General features: G+C 41.2%; 16 protein-coding genes. 6 read left to right on the top strand and 10 right to left on the bottom strand.

The genetic code is table 11. From position 1 onward, the window contains the following. Positions 1-68: 68 nt before the first annotated feature. Entirely contained in the window at positions 69-1,613 is a 1,545-nt protein-coding gene (locus CH365_RS15975; RefSeq protein ID WP_100769711.1) for a cellulose synthase family protein, read from the bottom strand. Between the two features lie 690 nt (positions 1,614-2,303). On the opposite strand from CH365_RS15975, the gene CH365_RS15965 reads away from it, so the two are divergent. Further along, on the top strand, positions 2,304-3,035 hold the full coding sequence (locus tag CH365_RS15965; RefSeq protein ID WP_100769564.1) for a motility protein A: 732 nt from the start codon (positions 2,304-2,306) through the stop codon (positions 3,033-3,035). 268 nt (positions 3,036-3,303) lie between these two features. Here CH365_RS15965 and CH365_RS15960 read toward each other — a convergent pair whose 3' ends face one another. Together CH365_RS15960 and CH365_RS15955 are read right to left on the bottom strand one after the other, a co-directional pair. Next, the gene (locus tag CH365_RS15960) at positions 3,304-4,791 is read right to left on the bottom strand and encodes a potassium/proton antiporter (protein WP_425268564.1); all 1,488 of its coding nucleotides are present in this window, start codon (positions 4,789-4,791) and stop codon (positions 3,304-3,306) included. Between the two features lie 174 nt (positions 4,792-4,965). Then, entirely contained in the window at positions 4,966-5,304 is a 339-nt protein-coding gene (locus CH365_RS15955) for a DUF1292 domain-containing protein (RefSeq protein WP_100769562.1), read from the bottom strand. A 186-nt stretch (positions 5,305-5,490) separates the two neighbouring features. Here CH365_RS15955 and CH365_RS15945 point away from each other — a divergent pair, with 186 nt between their 5' ends. Continuing rightward, positions 5,491-7,977: an ATP-binding protein gene (locus tag CH365_RS15945; RefSeq protein WP_100769560.1), complete on the top strand. Its 2,487-nt coding sequence runs from the start codon at positions 5,491-5,493 to the stop codon at positions 7,975-7,977. Positions 7,978-8,206: 229 nt separating this feature from the next. Here CH365_RS15945 and CH365_RS15935 read toward each other — a convergent pair whose 3' ends face one another. From CH365_RS15935 to CH365_RS15920, 4 genes are read right to left on the bottom strand one after another with little or no spacing between them, the layout of a single operon-like run. Next, positions 8,207-8,497 carry an HNH endonuclease gene (locus tag CH365_RS15935; protein WP_100721849.1) on the bottom strand — a complete coding sequence of 97 codons (291 nt, stop codon included), beginning with the start codon at positions 8,495-8,497 and terminating at the stop codon, positions 8,207-8,209. Next, a complete protein-coding gene (locus tag CH365_RS15930) occupies positions 8,494-9,486 on the bottom strand; it encodes a type I phosphomannose isomerase catalytic subunit (protein WP_100769558.1) in 993 nt (330 codons plus the stop codon). Before CH365_RS15930 ends, CH365_RS15935 begins: the two co-directional genes overlap by 4 nt. 6 nt (positions 9,487-9,492) lie before the next feature. Beyond that, positions 9,493-10,161, bottom strand: coding sequence for a J domain-containing protein (locus CH365_RS15925; RefSeq protein WP_100769557.1), 669 nt, complete (start codon positions 10,159-10,161; stop codon positions 9,493-9,495). Positions 10,162-10,188: 27 nt separating this feature from the next. Next, on the bottom strand, positions 10,189-10,881 hold the full coding sequence (locus CH365_RS15920; RefSeq protein WP_100769556.1) for an LIC_12936 family protein: 693 nt from the start codon (positions 10,879-10,881) through the stop codon (positions 10,189-10,191). A gap of 117 nt (positions 10,882-10,998) precedes the next feature. Here CH365_RS15920 and CH365_RS15915 point away from each other — a divergent pair, with 117 nt between their 5' ends. Beyond that, on the top strand, positions 10,999-11,331 hold the full coding sequence (locus tag CH365_RS15915; protein WP_100769555.1) for an STAS domain-containing protein: 333 nt from the start codon (positions 10,999-11,001) through the stop codon (positions 11,329-11,331). A 4-nt stretch (positions 11,332-11,335) separates the two neighbouring features. Here the strand turns inward: CH365_RS15915 and CH365_RS15910 are convergent, their stop codons facing one another. Continuing rightward, positions 11,336-11,959: an LIC10729 family protein gene (locus CH365_RS15910; RefSeq protein ID WP_100769554.1), complete on the bottom strand. Its 624-nt coding sequence runs from the start codon at positions 11,957-11,959 to the stop codon at positions 11,336-11,338. 35 nt (positions 11,960-11,994) lie between these two features. Between CH365_RS15910 and CH365_RS15905 the strand changes: the two genes are divergently transcribed. After that, positions 11,995-12,927: a bifunctional riboflavin kinase/FAD synthetase gene (locus CH365_RS15905; protein WP_100769553.1), complete on the top strand. Its 933-nt coding sequence runs from the start codon at positions 11,995-11,997 to the stop codon at positions 12,925-12,927. A 79-nt stretch (positions 12,928-13,006) separates the two neighbouring features. Here the strand turns inward: CH365_RS15905 and CH365_RS15900 are convergent, their stop codons facing one another. Then, complete coding sequence (locus CH365_RS15900) at positions 13,007-13,564, bottom strand: hypothetical protein (RefSeq protein WP_100769552.1); 558 nt, start codon at positions 13,562-13,564, stop codon at positions 13,007-13,009. 219 nt (positions 13,565-13,783) lie between these two features. On the opposite strand from CH365_RS15900, the gene CH365_RS15895 reads away from it, so the two are divergent. After that, the gene (locus tag CH365_RS15895; protein ID WP_100769710.1) at positions 13,784-15,529 is read left to right on the top strand and encodes a SpoIIE family protein phosphatase; all 1,746 of its coding nucleotides are present in this window, start codon (positions 13,784-13,786) and stop codon (positions 15,527-15,529) included. Next, positions 15,526-17,316 carry a SpoIIE family protein phosphatase gene (locus CH365_RS15890; protein WP_100769551.1) on the top strand — a complete coding sequence of 597 codons (1,791 nt, stop codon included), beginning with the start codon at positions 15,526-15,528 and terminating at the stop codon, positions 17,314-17,316. The genes CH365_RS15895 and CH365_RS15890 overlap by 4 nt, the downstream gene beginning before the upstream one ends. A 34-nt stretch (positions 17,317-17,350) precedes the next feature. Here CH365_RS15890 and CH365_RS15885 read toward each other — a convergent pair whose 3' ends face one another. Next, positions 17,351-18,319: a hypothetical protein gene (locus tag CH365_RS15885; RefSeq protein WP_100769550.1), complete on the bottom strand. Its 969-nt coding sequence runs from the start codon at positions 18,317-18,319 to the stop codon at positions 17,351-17,353. Positions 18,320-18,347: the final 28 nt, after the last annotated feature.

The raw sequence follows: 18,347 nt of genomic DNA, 5'->3' as shown, positions 1-18,347 counted from the left end.
TTTGACAGATTTAGGCGAGGGCACAGGGAGTCAACCCGTTTCCTCGCCTTTTGTTTGTTGGAAGGCTGTCAGGCTTCCTGAGGGATCTCTTCCTGAGTCGAATTTCTTGCTTCTTTGTATTTCCAGGTAAATTCTTGGAAAGATTTAAAGGCAACGAAGAAGAAACCGATCCCGTAGATCAATAGGAAGCCCACGATATAAGGACGTCCCACTAAGAAAGATAGCACAACGGAAAACACACAATAACAACCCAACAGGAACTCGAGAACTACATGGAAGTCCAAAGGAACGGTATATTTCAGCCTTTCTTTCAGGGAGTCAGAGTTCTTTTCGATCCTCAATTTAGGAGTTCTTTTGAAGGAAGATTGGATCCCTAAAACAGCCTCGAGCCAAGCTCTGGTGTTTACGATCGCAATTCCGGTTCCAATCATGATCAGAATTGGAAGATACACTAATCTTTTTTTCCAATCTTTGTATAATGTCTTTTGTGAATACGCGTAGAAGAATAAAGGTCCTACGGATCCAATAGAAAGTACTGCTGCGGTTCCTGATAATACTTCCAAAGGAAGATCGTAGAAACTGAAACCTGACCAGTATTCCATTAATAATAATGGAGCACTAAATAGAATGTTCACTATCATTAGTGGGTGAACAGAATAATTGATCAAGTGGGTCACAGCCTCAGCCTTGGTTTTCCAAGGTAGATCCGCTTTCCAGATACGAGGCAGAAGTTTTACTGCAGTCTGGATAGAACCCTTGCACCAGCGGAATTGCTGAGATTTGTATGCAGACATCATCGCAGGAATTTCTGCAGGACAAACCACATCTTTAAAATAACGGAACTTCCAGCCTCTTAATTCTGCACGGTAAGAAAGATCGAAGTCTTCGGTAAGAGTATCATGCTCCCAACCGCCAGCATCCTCGATAGTTTTCTTTCTCCAAGTACCTGCAGTACCGTTGAAGTTCATCCAAAGTTTGGAACCGTTTCTTGCTACCTGCTCGATCATAAAGTGACCGTCGATACCGAAACTTTGAGCTTTGGTTAGAATATTATAATCTGCGTTAATATGTCCCCAACGTGCTTGCACCATTCCGATCTGAGGATCGTCGAAGTAAGCCATGGTTTTGAGAAGGAAGTCTGGATCCGGCATGAAGTCCGCATCAAAAATAGCGATGTAGTCCCCTTTCGAAACTCTCATCCCTTCGTCCAAGGCTCCAGCTTTGTGACCTACACGATTGGTTCTGTGAAGGTGATGGATATCAAAACCTTGAGCCTTGTATTTTGCCACTAAGGAAGCGGCTTTTTGGATGGTCTCATCAGTTGAATCATCCAGAACTTGGATCTCTAATTTATCTTTAGGGTATTTTAATGCAACTGTGGAGTCGATCAGACGATCTACTACGTAAAACTCGTTAAAAATAGGAAGTTGGACGGTGACTATCGGAAGGCTCGGATCGTCCAAAGAAAGGTTTCTGCTCGGGTCTGTATCACAATTGGCGTTGTACTTTTTGTACAAATACACCATGATATACGTGTGAATTCCGAAGAAAAATAATCCTAGAATATCGAGGGCGTAAATTCCCAAAAACAGAACAGTGACTACAGTGAGCATTTGGGACAAAAATTTTGGAAATACCCAAAAAGTCAATGGATTTTGCAGCGCAACATTCGAAGTCACATTTTTCGCTCCGAAATTAAATTGCCCTCTTCTCGAAAAAATGGGCCGAAACCCTAAGGTCGGAACTTTGAAATCCGATATTCTAAATCGGATGGACCTTTAGCCTCCCTGGTTAAAGCCAATCCACTGCGAATTTTCACTTTCTTGTAGAGGGGATGGACGAAACCGTCCCTTATTTTTTTACCTTCTCTTTTTCTAGGGAAATCCATAACCAGCTTCGGAAATCTTGTGATGTAGGAATTCCAACATGAAATAAAGATCGCCCCCACCCTGCGTTGGGATTGGGGGGAGTGGCTTGTGGGAAGTCGCCATCTCCCTACCACAGAATCCATCTTCCGTCAACGAAACTCTCTCTTTCAAATTTTGTAGGAATTCCAACATAATGTAAAAATTTCTCTCCGTTGTAGCCTAGTGTTCTCTATGCGAAACTTTCGAGTTTTTACGTTTCACGTAGAAGCTGCGAGAAGAAGAAGATTTTTGATCCTCGAACCCGCCAGGGATCGACGCGGGCGTCGCGAAGCGACCGAAGCGGAGAGCCCGGTCGCCGAAGGCGAGGCGGCCAAACTTCCCCTACTCTTCACGAAAAGACTTGTCTCTAGGACATAATACGCCTACTTTGCTCCCATGCGTTCGGCTATCTTAGGTTTAATTGCCGCATTTGCTTCCGTACTATTAGCCATCTTATTGGAAGAAGCGCATTTTCTTTCCTTCCTCAAACTATCCGCACTTGTGTTGATCGTAGGCGGAACTGCAGGCGCAACATTCGCAAGTTACACTCCGGAAGAATTCGCAAACTTAATCATTCATCTGAGAGAATCCCTTTTCCCTAAAAGAGAATTTTCTCTTTCCGACGTATTCTTGGACTTTGCGGAGAAGGCCAGGAAAAACGGATTATTATCCCTAGAGGACCAACTCACAGGAGTGCCCGACGCATTCTTAAGAAAAGGGATCCAGCTCATCGTCGACGGAACAGATCCAAGAGCAGTGGAAGAAATTTTATTCGAAGCAGCAGAAGGTCTGGAAAACAAAGAAACCCGCTCCGCAAAAATTTTGGAAACCGCAGGTGGATTTTCTCCTACCATTGGGATCATCGGAACAGTGATGGGACTCGTGAGCGTGTTAGAAAATTTAGGAGCCGGAACAAGAGCTCTCGGCGAAGGGATCGCCACTGCGTTTATCGCAACTTTCTACGGGATCGCATTTGCAAACTTAGCCTACTTTCCATTAGCCAATCGTCTCAGGACTTGGGCGTTTTCCAGAGATAGAAGAAGGCAAGCAATCATCCGAGGAATCATTTCTCTACAGACAGGAGACAATAGAAGGATCCTTGTAGAAAGAATGGCTCCATTCTTGTAAGGAATTTTTAAGTTAGAAAAATTTCAGATTTTGTAGGAATTCCTACTGAATGGAAAAGTGCGGCCCCCACCCGAGTTGGGTGGTGGAGGAGGGCCCGTGGGAGAACCCTCGCTCCCTATATCATAAAATTCTAATTTTTTCAATCCTATTTTCACGCGGTAAATTTGTAGGAGGTCCTACATTTTTTTCGCAAATTTCAGATCGTATGAATCCATTCGTCCTTCTCTAAATTTTTCTTCCAATCAAAACGATCCTTCATGGTCAGAAGTTATGCTTCCTTTCTTTCTCCCATTCTGGAAAGAATTTCCCGGATCTTATCTTCTGCACCCTCCGGAGTTAGAACCAAAAGAACGTCCCCATCTTCCATCTTAGTTTTACCAGTCGGGACTAAATGAGAATCTCCCCTGTAGATCAAGGTAATCAAAGAATTTTCTGGAAAATCCAATTCGTATACGAACTTACCTACGGACGCAGAACCATAAGGAACAATATATTCCAAAAGTTGAGTATCACTTTTGTCCTTGTTCTCGAATTCAAATGGATAAGAAGCTCTTTGTTCCAAAGCCGCCTCAAGTCCTAAAATTCGAACTGCATAAGGAATCGTAGATCCTTGTAATAACAAAGAAGTTAATACGGTAAAGAAGACTATATGAAAGATCATCTCCGACTCTGGAAGTTGTTTTGCAAAAGGGAATGTAGCTAGAATAATCGGAGCTGCACCTCTTAATCCAACCCAAGAAACTAAAAGTTTCTCTCTCCAATCCACGTTAAATCCGGTCAAAGCCAAAAACACAGCGGCAGGTCTTGCGATCACTGTTAGAAAAACTGAAAACGCGATTCCGAGTGCAGCGACTGAAGGAATTTTAGAAGGGAATACCAGAAGTCCTAGGGTAAGGAACATTACGATCTGCATCAACCATGCAATTCCATCCATAAAACGAACATTACTTCGTTTATGAACGAAGGATCTGTTTCCGATGATAATTCCTGCAATATATACCGCCAAGAATGGGTTGCCACCTATCAAATCCGTTGCCGCATACACAAACAAAACCGAAGCAGAAAGTAATACCGGATATAAACCTTCGTAATCCAATTTGATTCGGTTCATTCCTCGATAGATCCAGTAACCTAAGAGTAGACCTAAAATAATTCCTAAACTGAATTGCTGGAAGATGGTCCATGCCAAGCTGTCCCAGGAAGGAGAAGTAGTTCCTACAAAACCTAAAACAGATGTAGTTAATAAAACCGCGAGAGGATCGTTACTACCAGACTCAAGTTCCAAAAGTGAAGTGAGTCCTTTTCTCATACCAATATTGCTGGTTCGAAGAACATTAAAGACTGCCGCAGCATCTGTGGAAGATACGATCGCACCCAAAAGAAATCCGATAATCGGATCGAAGCCCATTACAAAAATTGCGAATAAGGCAACGAATAAACAAGTGAGAAGTACTCCCAAGGTTCCGAGAGAAATACCTTTTCCGAGAACAGGTTTTACCTTGGTCCAATCGGTTTCTAAACCACCTGAGAACAAGATAAATGCTAACGCAATCGAGCCGACCTTGCGAGTAAGATCCGCATCGTTGAACCAGATCTTTAGAATGCCGTCGGATCCTGCCAACATTCCGATCGTTAAGAATATGAGTAGAGAAGGAATTCCAAATTTTGTGGAAACGCGCAATAAGCCTATGCTCAATATGATGAGACTCGATAGAGCTAAAATTTGAAACTCGAAGTTAAGAGCGTTCAATTCCACTACGATAGATTCTAATCCTTTAAAAATTATGCGATTTCTTTTTTTATAGTCCGCTCTAAAACTTGGGTATTGATAGAGAACAAATTCCCGGGCTTCAATCGCGTAGACCGTTAGGGACAGGCTATTATATGAAAAAAAACTATTTTCAAAACAAAAGCAAAACCTTTGGACCCATTAGACTACATCTGAGTTCAATTCGTACAATAAATCTTCCAACTCTCTGCGGTCGGTAACTTCGACCAATCTATCTTCTCCGAATTCATCTGCCTCTATCTTCACAGCAAAATATCCGAAACTTTCTTCTCCCTTTAAAAATCCTACGTCTAGATTAATAAGATCTGTTTCTTCTTCAGAAGATGGTATGAGTAAAAAATATTGATGTTCGTCCAGTTCTACTACTTCTCCAACGATAAAAGAATATGGATTTCCATCCTCATCCAACAAGTGCAGAAGTTCGTCACCTAGCTCCTCATGCTCCGTCGATTCGGTTTCCTGATCGTAAGATTCCAACATAGAGATTGTTTCCTTACTGTAAAGATCGGCCTAAAAAAGGATCCGGCTTTGCCGTAAAAGGTGGACAAACCCGAAAATCCATCGTTTATAGGAGGAAATTCCGCCATTCTTGGCGGAAATTCCAAATCTCCACTTGCAAAAATCTTAAAGATGCCGCATTTGGTGATACTCCGGCACCGATCTGATATGCATTCGAGTCGCGTAATTTTCCCGATTTTTATTCTCTGCCTTCTACTCTCCTGGAATTGCGGAAGGACAGATTATGATTTGGGAGAAATTCGAGAAGGCAAGTTGGAGGCAAAAACTTGGGATCCAAACAAAACGATCCTTTCTCTTAGAGGAGAATGGGAATTGGTTCCCGAAAAATTTTTGGTTTCAGAGCCGGAACCTCAACAAACCCAAGAAACGGTTTACGCGGCGATTCCTCAAATCTGGAACGAACTTACTAAAGACGGAAAACTTTTATTTCCAAACGGAAAAGGTTACGGAACCTACTCTCTACATCTGCAACTTCCTGAAAATTGTCCCGAGTTAATGTTAAAAGTTCCGGACCTAGGAACATCTTACTCAATTTACGCAGATGGAAAACTTTTGGAAACAGTGGGCAAGGTAGGAAAAACTCCCGAGACGTCGATCCCATTCCTGCAAACTTCTATCGTACTTCTTCCGCAAAATCTGAAAAGATTGGATTTTGAGATCTCTAACTTCGCTCATATCAACGGAGGCCTCTGGTTTACTCCCGAGATCGGAATACCTTCTCTTATATTAAAAAAATTGCATTATAGCCAAGCAATGGATGTGGCAAGTTCCGCAGCGGTTTTGGTCCTTGCAATCTATCAGATCCTGGCCTTCCTTAGAACAAGAGAAGAAAAAAGTCAGTTATATTTTGCATTATTTTCTTTAGCTTCCGTATTTCGGTTTTTCCTGACCGGAAATAGATTATTCAATTATATATTCCCCGAAGTTCCTTGGGAAATCAGTTATAGGTTAGAATATCTGAGCACCTATATTCTTTGCTCCGGATTTTTGTCCTATTCTGCCACTGCATTTAAACAGGATTTCCATCCCAAAACGGAAAAGATCTCCCTGATCATAATGTTATTCTTCGCGATTCCCACTTTAGTTTTGCCAGCAGAATATTATGCCAGATTACTTTTCCCGTTCCAATTCACCATTATCATAGGTGGAGCTTATACACTTTTGGGATGTGCACGGGCTGTGATCCACGCAAGACCGGGATCTAGATTTTTCTTAGTGGGAATCTCTTTTATAATCATCGCAGGTGCGAACGATATTCTAGCTTCTCATTATATATTAAATAATCATTATATATTGGCTCCCGCGATCTTTTTGTTCATATTCTTCCATAGTTTAGGATTTTCTTTTTCCTTCTCCCGGGTTTTAAGAACTTCTATGGAAGCGGAGAAGGGACTAAAAATTGCAAACCAGAACCTGAACGAATTAAAAACGGAACTGGAAAATAAAGTAGAGTCCAGAACCATCCAACTCACAGCCGCAAAAGAAAAAGCGGAATGGGAGGCTAAGTACAGATACGACTTTCTAGCAGTCATGAGCCATGAGATCCGCACTCCTTTGAACGGACTTTTAGGAACTTCTAATCTTCTTTCCGAAACTATTTTGACCCAAGAACAGAAAGAATATGCGGACATTATTCAGGCGTCCGGAGAGAACCTTCTTCATTTGGTGAATCAATTATTAGATCTTTCTAAAATAGAAAACCATCGTTTCGTATTAGAGATTCTACCGTTCGACCCATTTGCCGTTTTACAAAGAGCAGCAAGAGTTGTAAAGGCTAGAGCAGAAGAAAAGAGAATTTTAGTGGATATCTCTTATCCGGAACATCACCCTGGAATCTTCTTAGGTGATGAAGGAAGGATCCAACAAGTACTCCTGAATCTTCTGAGTAACGCGATCAAATTCACCGGGTCCGGCGGAAAGGTATGTCTTGGAGTTCGTTTTTATGGAGAAGACCTTTTTTCCCGTGTATTAGAATTCTGGGTAGAAGATGACGGAGTCGGGATCGCGGAAGAACAAGCCGCAGTATTATTCGAACCATTCGTCCAAGCCGACTCTTCCGTTGCTAGGAAATTTGGCGGAAGCGGATTAGGTCTAACCATTTCCAAAAAGTTGGTGGAACTTATGGGGGGAAGTATTCGGATCACAAGTTCTCCAGGCAAAGGATCTAAATTTTCTTTTTTACTTCCCTTCCCCCAAGAAGAACCGGAAAAACAAGATCTGGAAGAAGAGGCAGCTCCGCCTATCGTTCTACCTCCGCTTAAAATTTTACTCGTGGAAGACCAAGAATTTTCAAGAAGAGTGGCATTCGATATTCTCACTAAATTAGGAATGAAGGTGCATTCTTTAGGAATGGGAAAAGATGCGATTGCTCAATTGGATAGAGAGACCTATGAGATCATACTTTTAGATATCGATCTTCCGGATATTAGCGGGGTAGAAGTTTCTAAATGGATCAAAGAAACTTTCGCTCATCCTCCGTATTTAGTGGCTTGGACGGCTCACGCTCTGCCGGGTTCTGAAGAATTTTTCGAAAGTTCTGGATTCGATTCTTATTTAAAAAAACCTACTCTTAAGAGGGATTGGATCCTATTTCTGGAAAGATATGTCCAGAGTAGACCCAAACCTGCAGGTTAACCCATTAAAAATGCATAATATATTCTTTTCTGTATGTATCTTATTTATTCTAATCGGATCTTTCAATTGTAATTCCGGAGGGAAACAGGACTGTAGTAGGTCCACCCCGAGTGACAAAAAAACTGCGGAGATCTTAGAGGCCGCATGTTTAGCAAATCAAAATAATCAAAATGTATGCGATCTATATCTTTTAGAGGCAGTTTACCATTTTCATTGTTGGTAAGAAGAATCAAAACTCTTCGAAAGGAAGTTTATTCTTCTTAGAATTATTGCAGTCCTTACATGCAGGAACCAAATTTGCTTTAATTGACTTTCCACCTTTTGCCAAAGGGATCAGATGATCCATCGTGAGTTCGTCAGGCGGAAATTTTTTACCGCAGTAGTGGCAGATCCCGTCCGCTTTTTTCTTTCTCCACCAAGGAGTTTTTCGTAACTCTTTTGCGATCTGTCTTTGTTTTTTGATTTCGGATTCGCTTACCCAAAGAAGAGGTTCTTCCGAATATTCTCCTGGGCCGTTCATACTGAAGTATATTGGATCCAATCGGAACCCGGACCGGACCAGGCCAAACGTAAGAAAGAAGATTTAGATTCGCAAGTAACTCCTTCTTTGATTCCGGAAGCAGTGACTAAAACAGTATCCCCCGTTTTAAGATCCAAATCCTCCAATTTACATTCTCCGTTAAGAACCATCAAAACATGGAACACGGGCTCCGAAGAAAAAGAAGGCAGAACAAATTTCTTGTTAGAATCAATTTCCAGAATTTCCATCCGAAACTTATCGTTTGCAGTTAGAACGGAACGATTCAATTCGAAAGAATCAATTTGTTTAGGGCTCAATCTATCCTTAGGATCTGCAGAAGAAAAATCCAAAACATCCAATGCCTTCTTGAGATGTAACTCTCTAGGTCTTCCGTAATCGTATACTCTATAAGTTGAATCGGATGATTGTTGGACTTCCATCAGGAGGATACCGCCTCCGATTGCGTGTATCCTCCCCGGGTTCAGCAGAAAAGAATCTAGTTCTTTTACTTCTACTTCGTTTAGAATTTCTTCGACTCGGTTTGTTTGTACGTATTCTGAAAATTCTTCTTTATTAGTTTGTTTGGAAAATCCGCAAACTAGTTTGGAACCCTTGTCTGCTTGTAAAACTGTCCAGGCTTCTTTTTTGCCTGCACTTTCAGGATCGAACTTCTCCGCGTATGCGTCGTCAGGATGCACTTGTACGGATAATTTTTCCTTAGCATCAATCAATTTGATCAATAAAGGGAAACTCTGTCCTTTAAAAGGTTTTCCAAGTACCGACTCATAATCTCCGGTATATACTTCCCTAAAAGTTTTTCCGGAACATTCTCCATTCGTAATTTTGGAAAGATCGGAACCGTAATCCGAAATTTCCCAGGACTCTCCAATATCTCCCGAAGGGATATTTCGTCCCAATACGGTTTCTAATTTTCTGCCGCCCCAGACTTTTTCCTTATAGATGGGCTCGAATTTTAAAACCTTCTGCATATATACCTATTTTTTTTGACCCTGGAAGAGTTCAATTTTAACTTTTAAGATCCTCTTTTTGAAATGAGTAAATGCGTCAGGGCGAAAGCCGGATAAATCCAAAGTATAGATCCTACCAGGGACTAAACTTCCCGGTTCGGGACTCCATTTTAGGTATCTGTAACTTTTATAACTCCCCTTTCCACCACAGGAAGAACAGTTTAGATCGGAACCTCTGCATTCCGGACAGATAGATCTGACTACCAAAGGAATGGCTGCGAATATTCTACCCAATAACTCTTCGGGTTTGAGACAGATCCGAATATCATGATAGATACCTGTATATTTTTTGCGGTCCCTACTTCTCATTCCGGCACGAAGAAGACCCCTTCTCGCAAATTCAACCGCCTGGGTAGCGAATACGATCCTGGAAGGTGGGATCAGGTGAATTCCATTTTTTGCATGTTCTTGTTTCTTTCTGATCTTAAATTCTTGATCAAAACGAGAACGTTCTTCCGGTTTGGAAAGCACCTGATAAGATTCCACAACTTTTAAGAACACGGGTTTAGAACCGGTAAGCAGATTATCAGGATGAAATATTTTGGCGAGTTCTCTATATCTATGTTTGATGGACTCGGGGCTGGCACCGTAGTTCAGGCCAAGGACCTTATAATGATCTGTCCAGGCCGAACTCATGGTAAAATTTTAGACTCTAAAATCGATTTAACGATTCGAATTATATTCTTGGAAGGAACCGCCGCTATCCAAACCATCCAACATGGTATCCACATCTTTTCCGTCTGCTCGGATCGTTCCTTCCACATACTTGTCTATAGCTTGAATCACTTCTGCAAGATTGTCGCGATAAGAACGGACAAATTTGACCCTTTGATTCGGGCTCCTAATATTTCCAAGACTATATACTTCTTCTTTGGTTCCCGCATCCGTTTTTCTTTTTACTACTAAAACAATATTAGAAATATCGGAGGCCACGACCTTCTCGTTTTTTAATTCCCCGATCTCGTCGTTAATCGGTCTGAGCTTGGTAACCAGAGATTTTCTAGTGATAAAGCGGACTCCGTCCAATTTTAGGGAACCTTCTCCCCCTGAAACTTTTAGATAAAACTTTTTATCTACTAAAAACCTGTCACGAACCGGGAAATTAAAATTTTCCATCGCAGGAACAAATTGGAAATACTCATTATCAATAATTTTTTTCCTTCTATTTAAGAAAGGGAGCATATCCTCGATTCTTTTATGAAAGTCTTTGATATCTTTTGTAAGTCCTTCTATGTCTCGGACCTGCATAGGTTCGTAAGGAAGGATTTTGATCTGACCGTCCTTCTCGAAGTCCTGAGAAAATATTTCCCAACTGAATATGGAGATCAAAAGAAGTAAGATGAACGGTTGCTTCATTCGTAAAGTCCGGACGATTTCCTATATTTAGTGTCGTCCATTCCGTCAAAAAGCCCGGAATTTTCCTAAAAATTCGTTGAATTCCGGCCGGATTCTACGAAAAGGGAAGGGACGGATATGGAAATCAGCATTAGAAAATCCAGCGAAACAAATATAATCAGCCTCTCCGGGAGTCTGGACATCTATACGTCCATAGATCTCAAAAACTTTTTCGAACAGAATATTGATCGAACTAACAATAACGTTGTGATCAACCTCGAAAAGTTAAACTACATCGACTCCTCTGGGATCGGAATGCTGATTAAACAATTGAATTATGTCCAAGAATTGAGCGGAAAATTTTTCATCGCAAACATGAAACCTGCGATCGAAAAAGTGTTCAAAGTGGCAGGACTGACTTCTTACTTCCAAACTCTTTCAGAGTCCGAATTCACCAGCCAGTTTCCTTGACCTTTCAAGGATATTCCGGGGCAGTGTAGGACAAAAACACGTCCCAAACTCCCCAAAACCTACCCTTTTCTCCTGCAAGCGGCGTAAGATTCAAATTCAGCCTACCTTCTCTTAACTCGGATGGGTCCACTGTTATATACACTGGAGGAGTTCCTGCATAGATAGATTTGGAGTATAAATTTGCATCCGGAAAGCGGACTGTTCTTTTCAAGATTCCGTTTGCAGAAATTCTGAGCTCTCTATCCGGTAAAATCGCCGCATTTTCAGTCTTAGAAAAGTAGGTTAGATCGAAATAAACATAGATAATGTCTTTTCTATTCGAATCTGCAATGAGTAGTATATCCAACCCTGTTTCTGGGACCATTCTACATTGGTTGTCAAATAGTCGGCCGGTTCCGGCACCAGGGGCAGGATCTTTTCTGTCCGGAGCTAATTTCAGACCATTATGATAGGCCCAAATCGAAAGTTCGGGGAAGGTTTTATAATCTTCAGAAATATAGTTTTCTCCCCCCATCGGTTTGGAGAAATTCTCAAAATTTTTCGTTTTCCGATTTTCCTGACTGATCGGACCCTGTCCGGCAGCGGCAAGAATTAAGAATAAGAGTATTGCAATTCGGCGCCAGTCCATCTTTTTAGAATATCGACCGTCCTTTGGAGAGAAACTTGAAAATTCTTAGAAGTCTGGAGAACTTAAAAAGCAACCTAAAGACTTCCACAGTCGTAACTTTGGGGAATTTTGACGGGATCCATCTGGGCCACCAGGCTCTTTTAGAAAGAACCAAGGAAATTTCCCTGGAAAAAGGCCTTCCTTCTTGTGTCGTCACATATCATCCCAACCCTGCTTTAGTTTTAGGAAAAGACAAGGACCTGGGAGGGATCACCACCCAAGCAGATAAGGAAAATTTAATAGAATCTTATGGGATTGACTGGCTAGTCGTTGTCCCATTCACTTTGGAATTCGCCCAAATAGAGGCGGAGACATTCCTAAAAGAGATCTTAATCAACCAACTGGAAGCAAAATCCATTCTGATCGGATTCAATCATTGTTTCGGAAAAGGAAGAAGAGGAGATTACGAACTTCTCAAAAAGTATTCTTCCGAGTATGGATATGATCTGGAAAAATTGGATCCTGTGTATCTTGGCACCACAAAACTTTCTAGCTCCCATATTCGCTCCTTATTGAGAGAAGGTAAGGTAGAAGAAGCTGAAGAATGTCTCGGCCGAGAATTCTCGGTCACTGGAACTGTTGTACAAGGCCATCAAAGAGGAAGAACCATAGGATTTCCTACAGCTAATGTGCAACCTTTACCGGAGCTCATTCTTCCGGGAGTCGGTGTTTACGCAGGAAGAACGGAGATCGAAGGGAAAACCTATCCTTCTATGATCAATATTGGAAATAATCCTACATTTGGTGACCAAGCAGTCACATTAGAAAGTCATATATTCGATTTTTCGGATGATATCTACGGAAAGAAGGTAAACGTAATCTTTACTAAAAAGATCAGAGAAGAGATCAAATTCCCGGGCGTGGATGCTCTGATTTCCCAATTAAAGAAAGACGAGACTCTTTCCCGAAAGATCCTGCAAGAAAGATAGTCGGCCCGCCTGAAGCTCGCGTAGCGGACAATAGTCTGCGTCGCTCCTGAAACCGGCAGAGCCCGATTATGAGATTTTCTTAAAGTTTAAATCCGCCGAAAAGTGGAATTCCCTTCCTTCCTAAAAGGATCCCTTCCAGATCCTTTGGGGGCGTATAACGCAGAATATTCACAAACAGATGCATAGGAATATGATCCGCCCAGTTTGGTACGGATTGAAAGAATGGATCCCAATGTAGAGAATCTGATTCCTCTTCTTCTGCCCAAACGATCTCTCTTCCGGAAAACTCCTCGAACCAAGACTTTAATGACTTAAGTAAATTCGATTTATTTAAAATACTAATCCCTTTTGGGAAATCCATTAGGTATTTAGGGGGATATTTTGTCTGGCAGGACTCGTTGGAACAGATGATATGTCTGACTTCTTCCAAAAAACCTGCCCAATCTCTGAGCCTTCCTCTAGATTTATACCAAGGAGTTTTGCTAATTATACCACATTCAGGGCAAATACATACAGGAGTAAGAGTTACTCCTTTTAGGGAAAGTATGGGTGCCTCTTTAGGAAGATAAGATGCTGATTCTTGGATCAAATAATCGGAGCTAGGTTCCATCGTTCCTACCGGATCCAGTCCACTCATTTGATTTTCCTCTTGGCCGCGACGGAGCGTTAGTCGCGTCAATCCTATACACAATGTCGTCTAACGCAATTCATTTTCTTAATAAACAAATCCTAATTTTCCAGGATTTTAAACTCTCTAAAAACTATGGTTTTCCGGCCTAAAAAAGGTCCGTCGACAAGTCATTCGGGATTGATTCCGAATTAGGACCCGGTTAGGATGCCTCGAAGCGTCGGGCCTATGAATTATTACCTTTTTCTGCCAATAAGCGCTCTAATCATAAATACTCTTCTTATTTCATATGTTTTTGCGAGAAGGTTCCGAAGCGCAGTTATCAGGGACTTCTTACGCTTCGTTCTATTTCTAAATCTTTGGCTAATTTCTTATATTTTATATTGGAGTATGCTTCCTCCGGAATGGATGACTCCAATTTTTAAACTTTCCTGTTTCACCTGGATCCCTGTCGGGCTTTTATTCTTAGAAACTGTATATAGATTTTTAAACATTCGTTCGACAATCCTGCTTTCTTTCTTTCGCTTCTCAGTGGTGCTCACCATTTTTCTGACCGCTTCCACGGATTGGATCATCAAGGGTTCTATCCTATACGATTGGGGCTACGAATTAGAACCCGGGATTTTATTCGTTCCATTTAGCTCCGTCGCAGTCAGTGGCCCTGCAATCTGGGGGCTCTATCTTCTTTTAAAAGAAAGATTTAGGACAAAACAAAAAAAGATCAGACAACAACTAAATTACTGGATCTTGGGCACAACGATTGCACTCGGGATCAGCGCTTATACAGAGCTATTCAACTTAGATGAACAAGGCAGATTTTTATTCGTTCCTTTGAGTCCAGCGGCGATCAGTATACAGGCATTCTTTATTTTTGTGGCGATCACACGTTACGGCTTTTTAAATATCAGTTTAGAAAGGATTGCAGTAGAATTATTCCGGGACATTCACGATGGGATCATTCTAACAAAAGAAAATCACGAATTCTTTTTTGCAAACCAAGCCGCAATCGCAATCTTAGATGGTTCTCCTTCTAAAGAAGGATTATTCAGACCAGAATGGCATTTTGCGAATTATAGAGAGGAACAGGATCATATCCCTAGAGATTACCAATTAATAGGCAACTCAACCTTACAATTTATAGAACTTACGGTCTCGGAAATCAGGATCACTGAAAATGAATCCGGAACATTATACCTTCTAAGAGACATCACGGAGAAGAAGGCAGCTCAAGAAAAGATCCACCAGCTATATTCACAAATTGTAAATGACTTAGAGATTGCTCGAGTCACTCAAGCTTCTATCATTACCCAAAAATTTCCGGACAAAGGTTCTTATAGAATTCATTCCTTTTTTCAGCCCATAGACAAGGTGGGCGGCGATATGTTGAGAGTCATAGAACATCCTGGGGACAGAGTCGACATACTATTTGCAGATGTTTCCGGTCATGGAATTGCCTCCGCAATGGTGGGAGGAATGCTTTCTATCGCCTTCCAGATCGTGTCAGACAAAGGACTGTCTCCCAAAGAAAGTTTATCCGAGATCCACGAAATGCTTTCCAAAGTTGTATTGCATCATCATATCTCTGCAGTGTATGTAAGTTTTTATCCAAATGAAAAAAGAGTTCGATTCTCTTATGCAGGACATCATCCCATGCTTATTTTTAGAGGAGGGAAAATTTACCCTCTGGAAGGAGAAGGTAGGATCTTACTGGCAGTAAAAGAATTACATTTGAACGATTATCATTTTGATCTACAATCTTCTGACAGATTACTTTTATATTCTGATGGTTTATATGAGGTCAAAAACGGCCTCGGGGAAATTTTCGGTTATGATGAATTTTTAGACTGGATCCAAGGAATGGCGGATAGAGACACTCGCTCCCTATTGGAAGCAGCTCATAGAAAGGCATTAGAATTCGGAAACGGAAAACATAACGACGATTTGGCAATGTTGGCTTTGGAGATTGGACCGTGAATCCATATCTAATTCTTCCATTATTTGCATTATTTATCAATCTATGGTTATTCACCTATGTTTTGGCACTAAAAGGAAAACATAGAGTAGTTCATTTATATCTTTTATACTCCGGAGCCCTAAGCCTCTGGATCATTTCCATCATTCTGTATTGGTCCTTCTTGCCATTCCATTGGATGACCTGGGTATTTAAGATCAGCTCTATTTCCTGGTTATTAGTCGGACCTTTATTCTTAGAGTTTGTGTTCGCATTCTTATCAAAAAATCCGAATATAGTTTTATATCTTTTGCGGGGATTGGCTCTCGCGATCTTTCCGATCACATTAACCACTGATTGGATCATCGCAGGCGTAGAGAGAAAATACTGGGGCGACATGCTCATCCAAGGTCCACTTTACGTATATGGGATCAATTTACTCACGGTTTCTCCTCCAGTATATGCGATATTTCTTTTGATTTTCGAATCTAGAAAAGAAGAGATCGGATTCAGAAAACAATGTTATCTTTTGGCATTCGGGACATTTCTCTCCTCGGTGCTCGGGTTTTTAACCACAGTACTCCCTAGGATCTTATCAAAAGGAGACCTGCATTATCCTCCATTGAGCGGAAGTGTGAGCGTGATCCAATCTGCCTGTGTATTTATAGCGATCGCAAAATACGGATTCTTAGAGATCCGATTGGAAAAAATCGCACTCCAATTATACGCAAAACTGAGAGAAGGAGTGATCCTGTTATCCGCCTCCGATGATTTGCTGTATTGGAACGAAAGTGCAAAAGAAATGTTAGGTTTTCCTAAAATAACCTCCACTCCTGAAAAGTTGGATCTAGGAAAATTTTTAGAAGGATTTACAAGAAGACCCTTCTCTAGAATGGACTTCAAAAGAAAATTTTCAGAGACCAAAAAGGTTTCTTCGGAAGAAGACATGCTCCCCTACTCCGATTCGGTATATTTAGAAGTTTCCAAATCGGAAATCCCGATCTCCGGAAGAGATCTAGGTAGAGTGTATGTTCTCCGAGACATCACTGAAAAAAAAGAAGCCTCCGAAAGAATCAATATGCTCTATTCTAGAGTGATCCGAGATCTAGACATAGCAAGAGAAGTGCAGAATACCATCACTACCAGGGATTTTCCTTCTTCCGACAAATTTAAGATATTCTCCTATTTCCGTCCTTATGACCGAGTTGGAGGAGATGTTCTAAATTGTTCCGAAAGTGCAGACGGAAGCCTGGAGATATTATTTGCAGATGTTTCTGGACATGGGATATCCTCCGCGATGGTGGCTGCTATGGCATCCATCTCCTTCAATGTATTTTCCAGAAAAGGAAACAAGCCCAAAGAAGGTTTATTATTCACAAACGATCTACTTTCTTCTGTGGTAACCCAACATTTTATTTCTGCGGTTTTCCTCAGATATAATCCAAACACAAGAATATTAGAATATAGTTATGCGGGCCATCATGCGGGACTTCTACTTAGAGATGGGGAAACTTTGGATCTACAGGGAAAAGGGGGAGTTTTACTTGCAGTTGGAACTCCTATCTTGGAGGATTTCCAAATACAACTCCGTCCCGGGGATAGAGTGTTATTGTATTCTGACGGTTTATTCGAAGTTCGAGGATCTAAAGGAATTCCGATGGGCAATTCTACACTTGTGGAGGCTGTAAAAAAACTTTCTTATCAGGATTCCGACAGTCTGATCCGCTCCTTAGTATCCTATTCGGAATCCTTCGGAGACGGAATTATGACGGACGATCTAACCTTATTCTGTTTAGAAATTACGGGTTAATATAACCCGCGCGTTAGTTCTAAAAACGTAGTGATTAAACTGCGAGCGAATCTGCCTGCTCTTTTACTTTTTCTAGGAAAGGAAGAAATTCATCCAAAACGGCAGGGATTTCATACTCGATAATATCTCCTGCACGAATGATATCTTTTTCCTCTAAAGCCAACGCAACAGAAGCAAGTGTATCGTTTAAGTCGTTTGTTTTTTCTTCAAAACTTCTTTCAGCGATCTGGATCTTAGAGAAGTCCATTCCAGGAAGTTTTTGTCTAAGAGTAATAAACGAAGTCAGAAGAACATTAATCTGTGAAACAGACTGAGTAAGAAGATGTGTTGCCACCTCGTCTTTTCCCGCCTGATAACTTTCATTAACTTTCACAAAACTTTCTTTCAAAGCGGGAACAGCCTTGATGAAAGTATCTAAAATTTCTCTTAAAGTAGGAAGGTCCAGGTCCAAAACGGAGGCCCTAGCAACCAAATCCATCACGAATAATTTCAGGTCTCGTAGATATTCCAAAAATTCTTCGATGGCAGTTGTTCCATCCAGCTTGGAAGAATTGCGGCTCAATTCTTCTAGGATTTCACTCACTGTGGAACCGGTACCCATCGGTTTGATCTGGTCGTATTTCAGTTTTAAAAGTTTACCTGCGGATTCCAAAAGACTACGGATCCATTCTATCCCGTCCCCTAGTTCCTTGGATTCTTTTTCAGTAAGAGAATCCCTTCCAAGCAAGGTGGTTCCCACTTTATCCACATAAGAATCCAGTTCATGGAGGGAACTAATCAGAATATCCAATTCCTCTCCAACAAAAAACTCCATCTTGGATGCTTTTGAAATAGAAGAATCACGCATCGTGTTTTGAGTAAATTCCTCACCGTCTACGATACAGGATAATAAAAATTTACCGTTCGTTTCCACCCAACGACGTACAGCATCGAAAACCTCTCCAAGGTTTTTTTCATTTTCGATGATACTTTCCAATTTTTGTTCGTTTACGAATATTTCCACGGTGATTCCTCCGTTTATATTATAATTC

The sequence above is a fragment of the Leptospira neocaledonica genome (assembly GCF_002812205.1).
GTDB classification, from domain to species: Bacteria; Spirochaetota; Leptospiria; order Leptospirales; family Leptospiraceae; genus Leptospira_B; species Leptospira_B neocaledonica.
The sequence above is the reverse complement of the archived record's forward strand: the minus strand, read 5'-3'. Positions and strand labels throughout refer to the sequence as shown.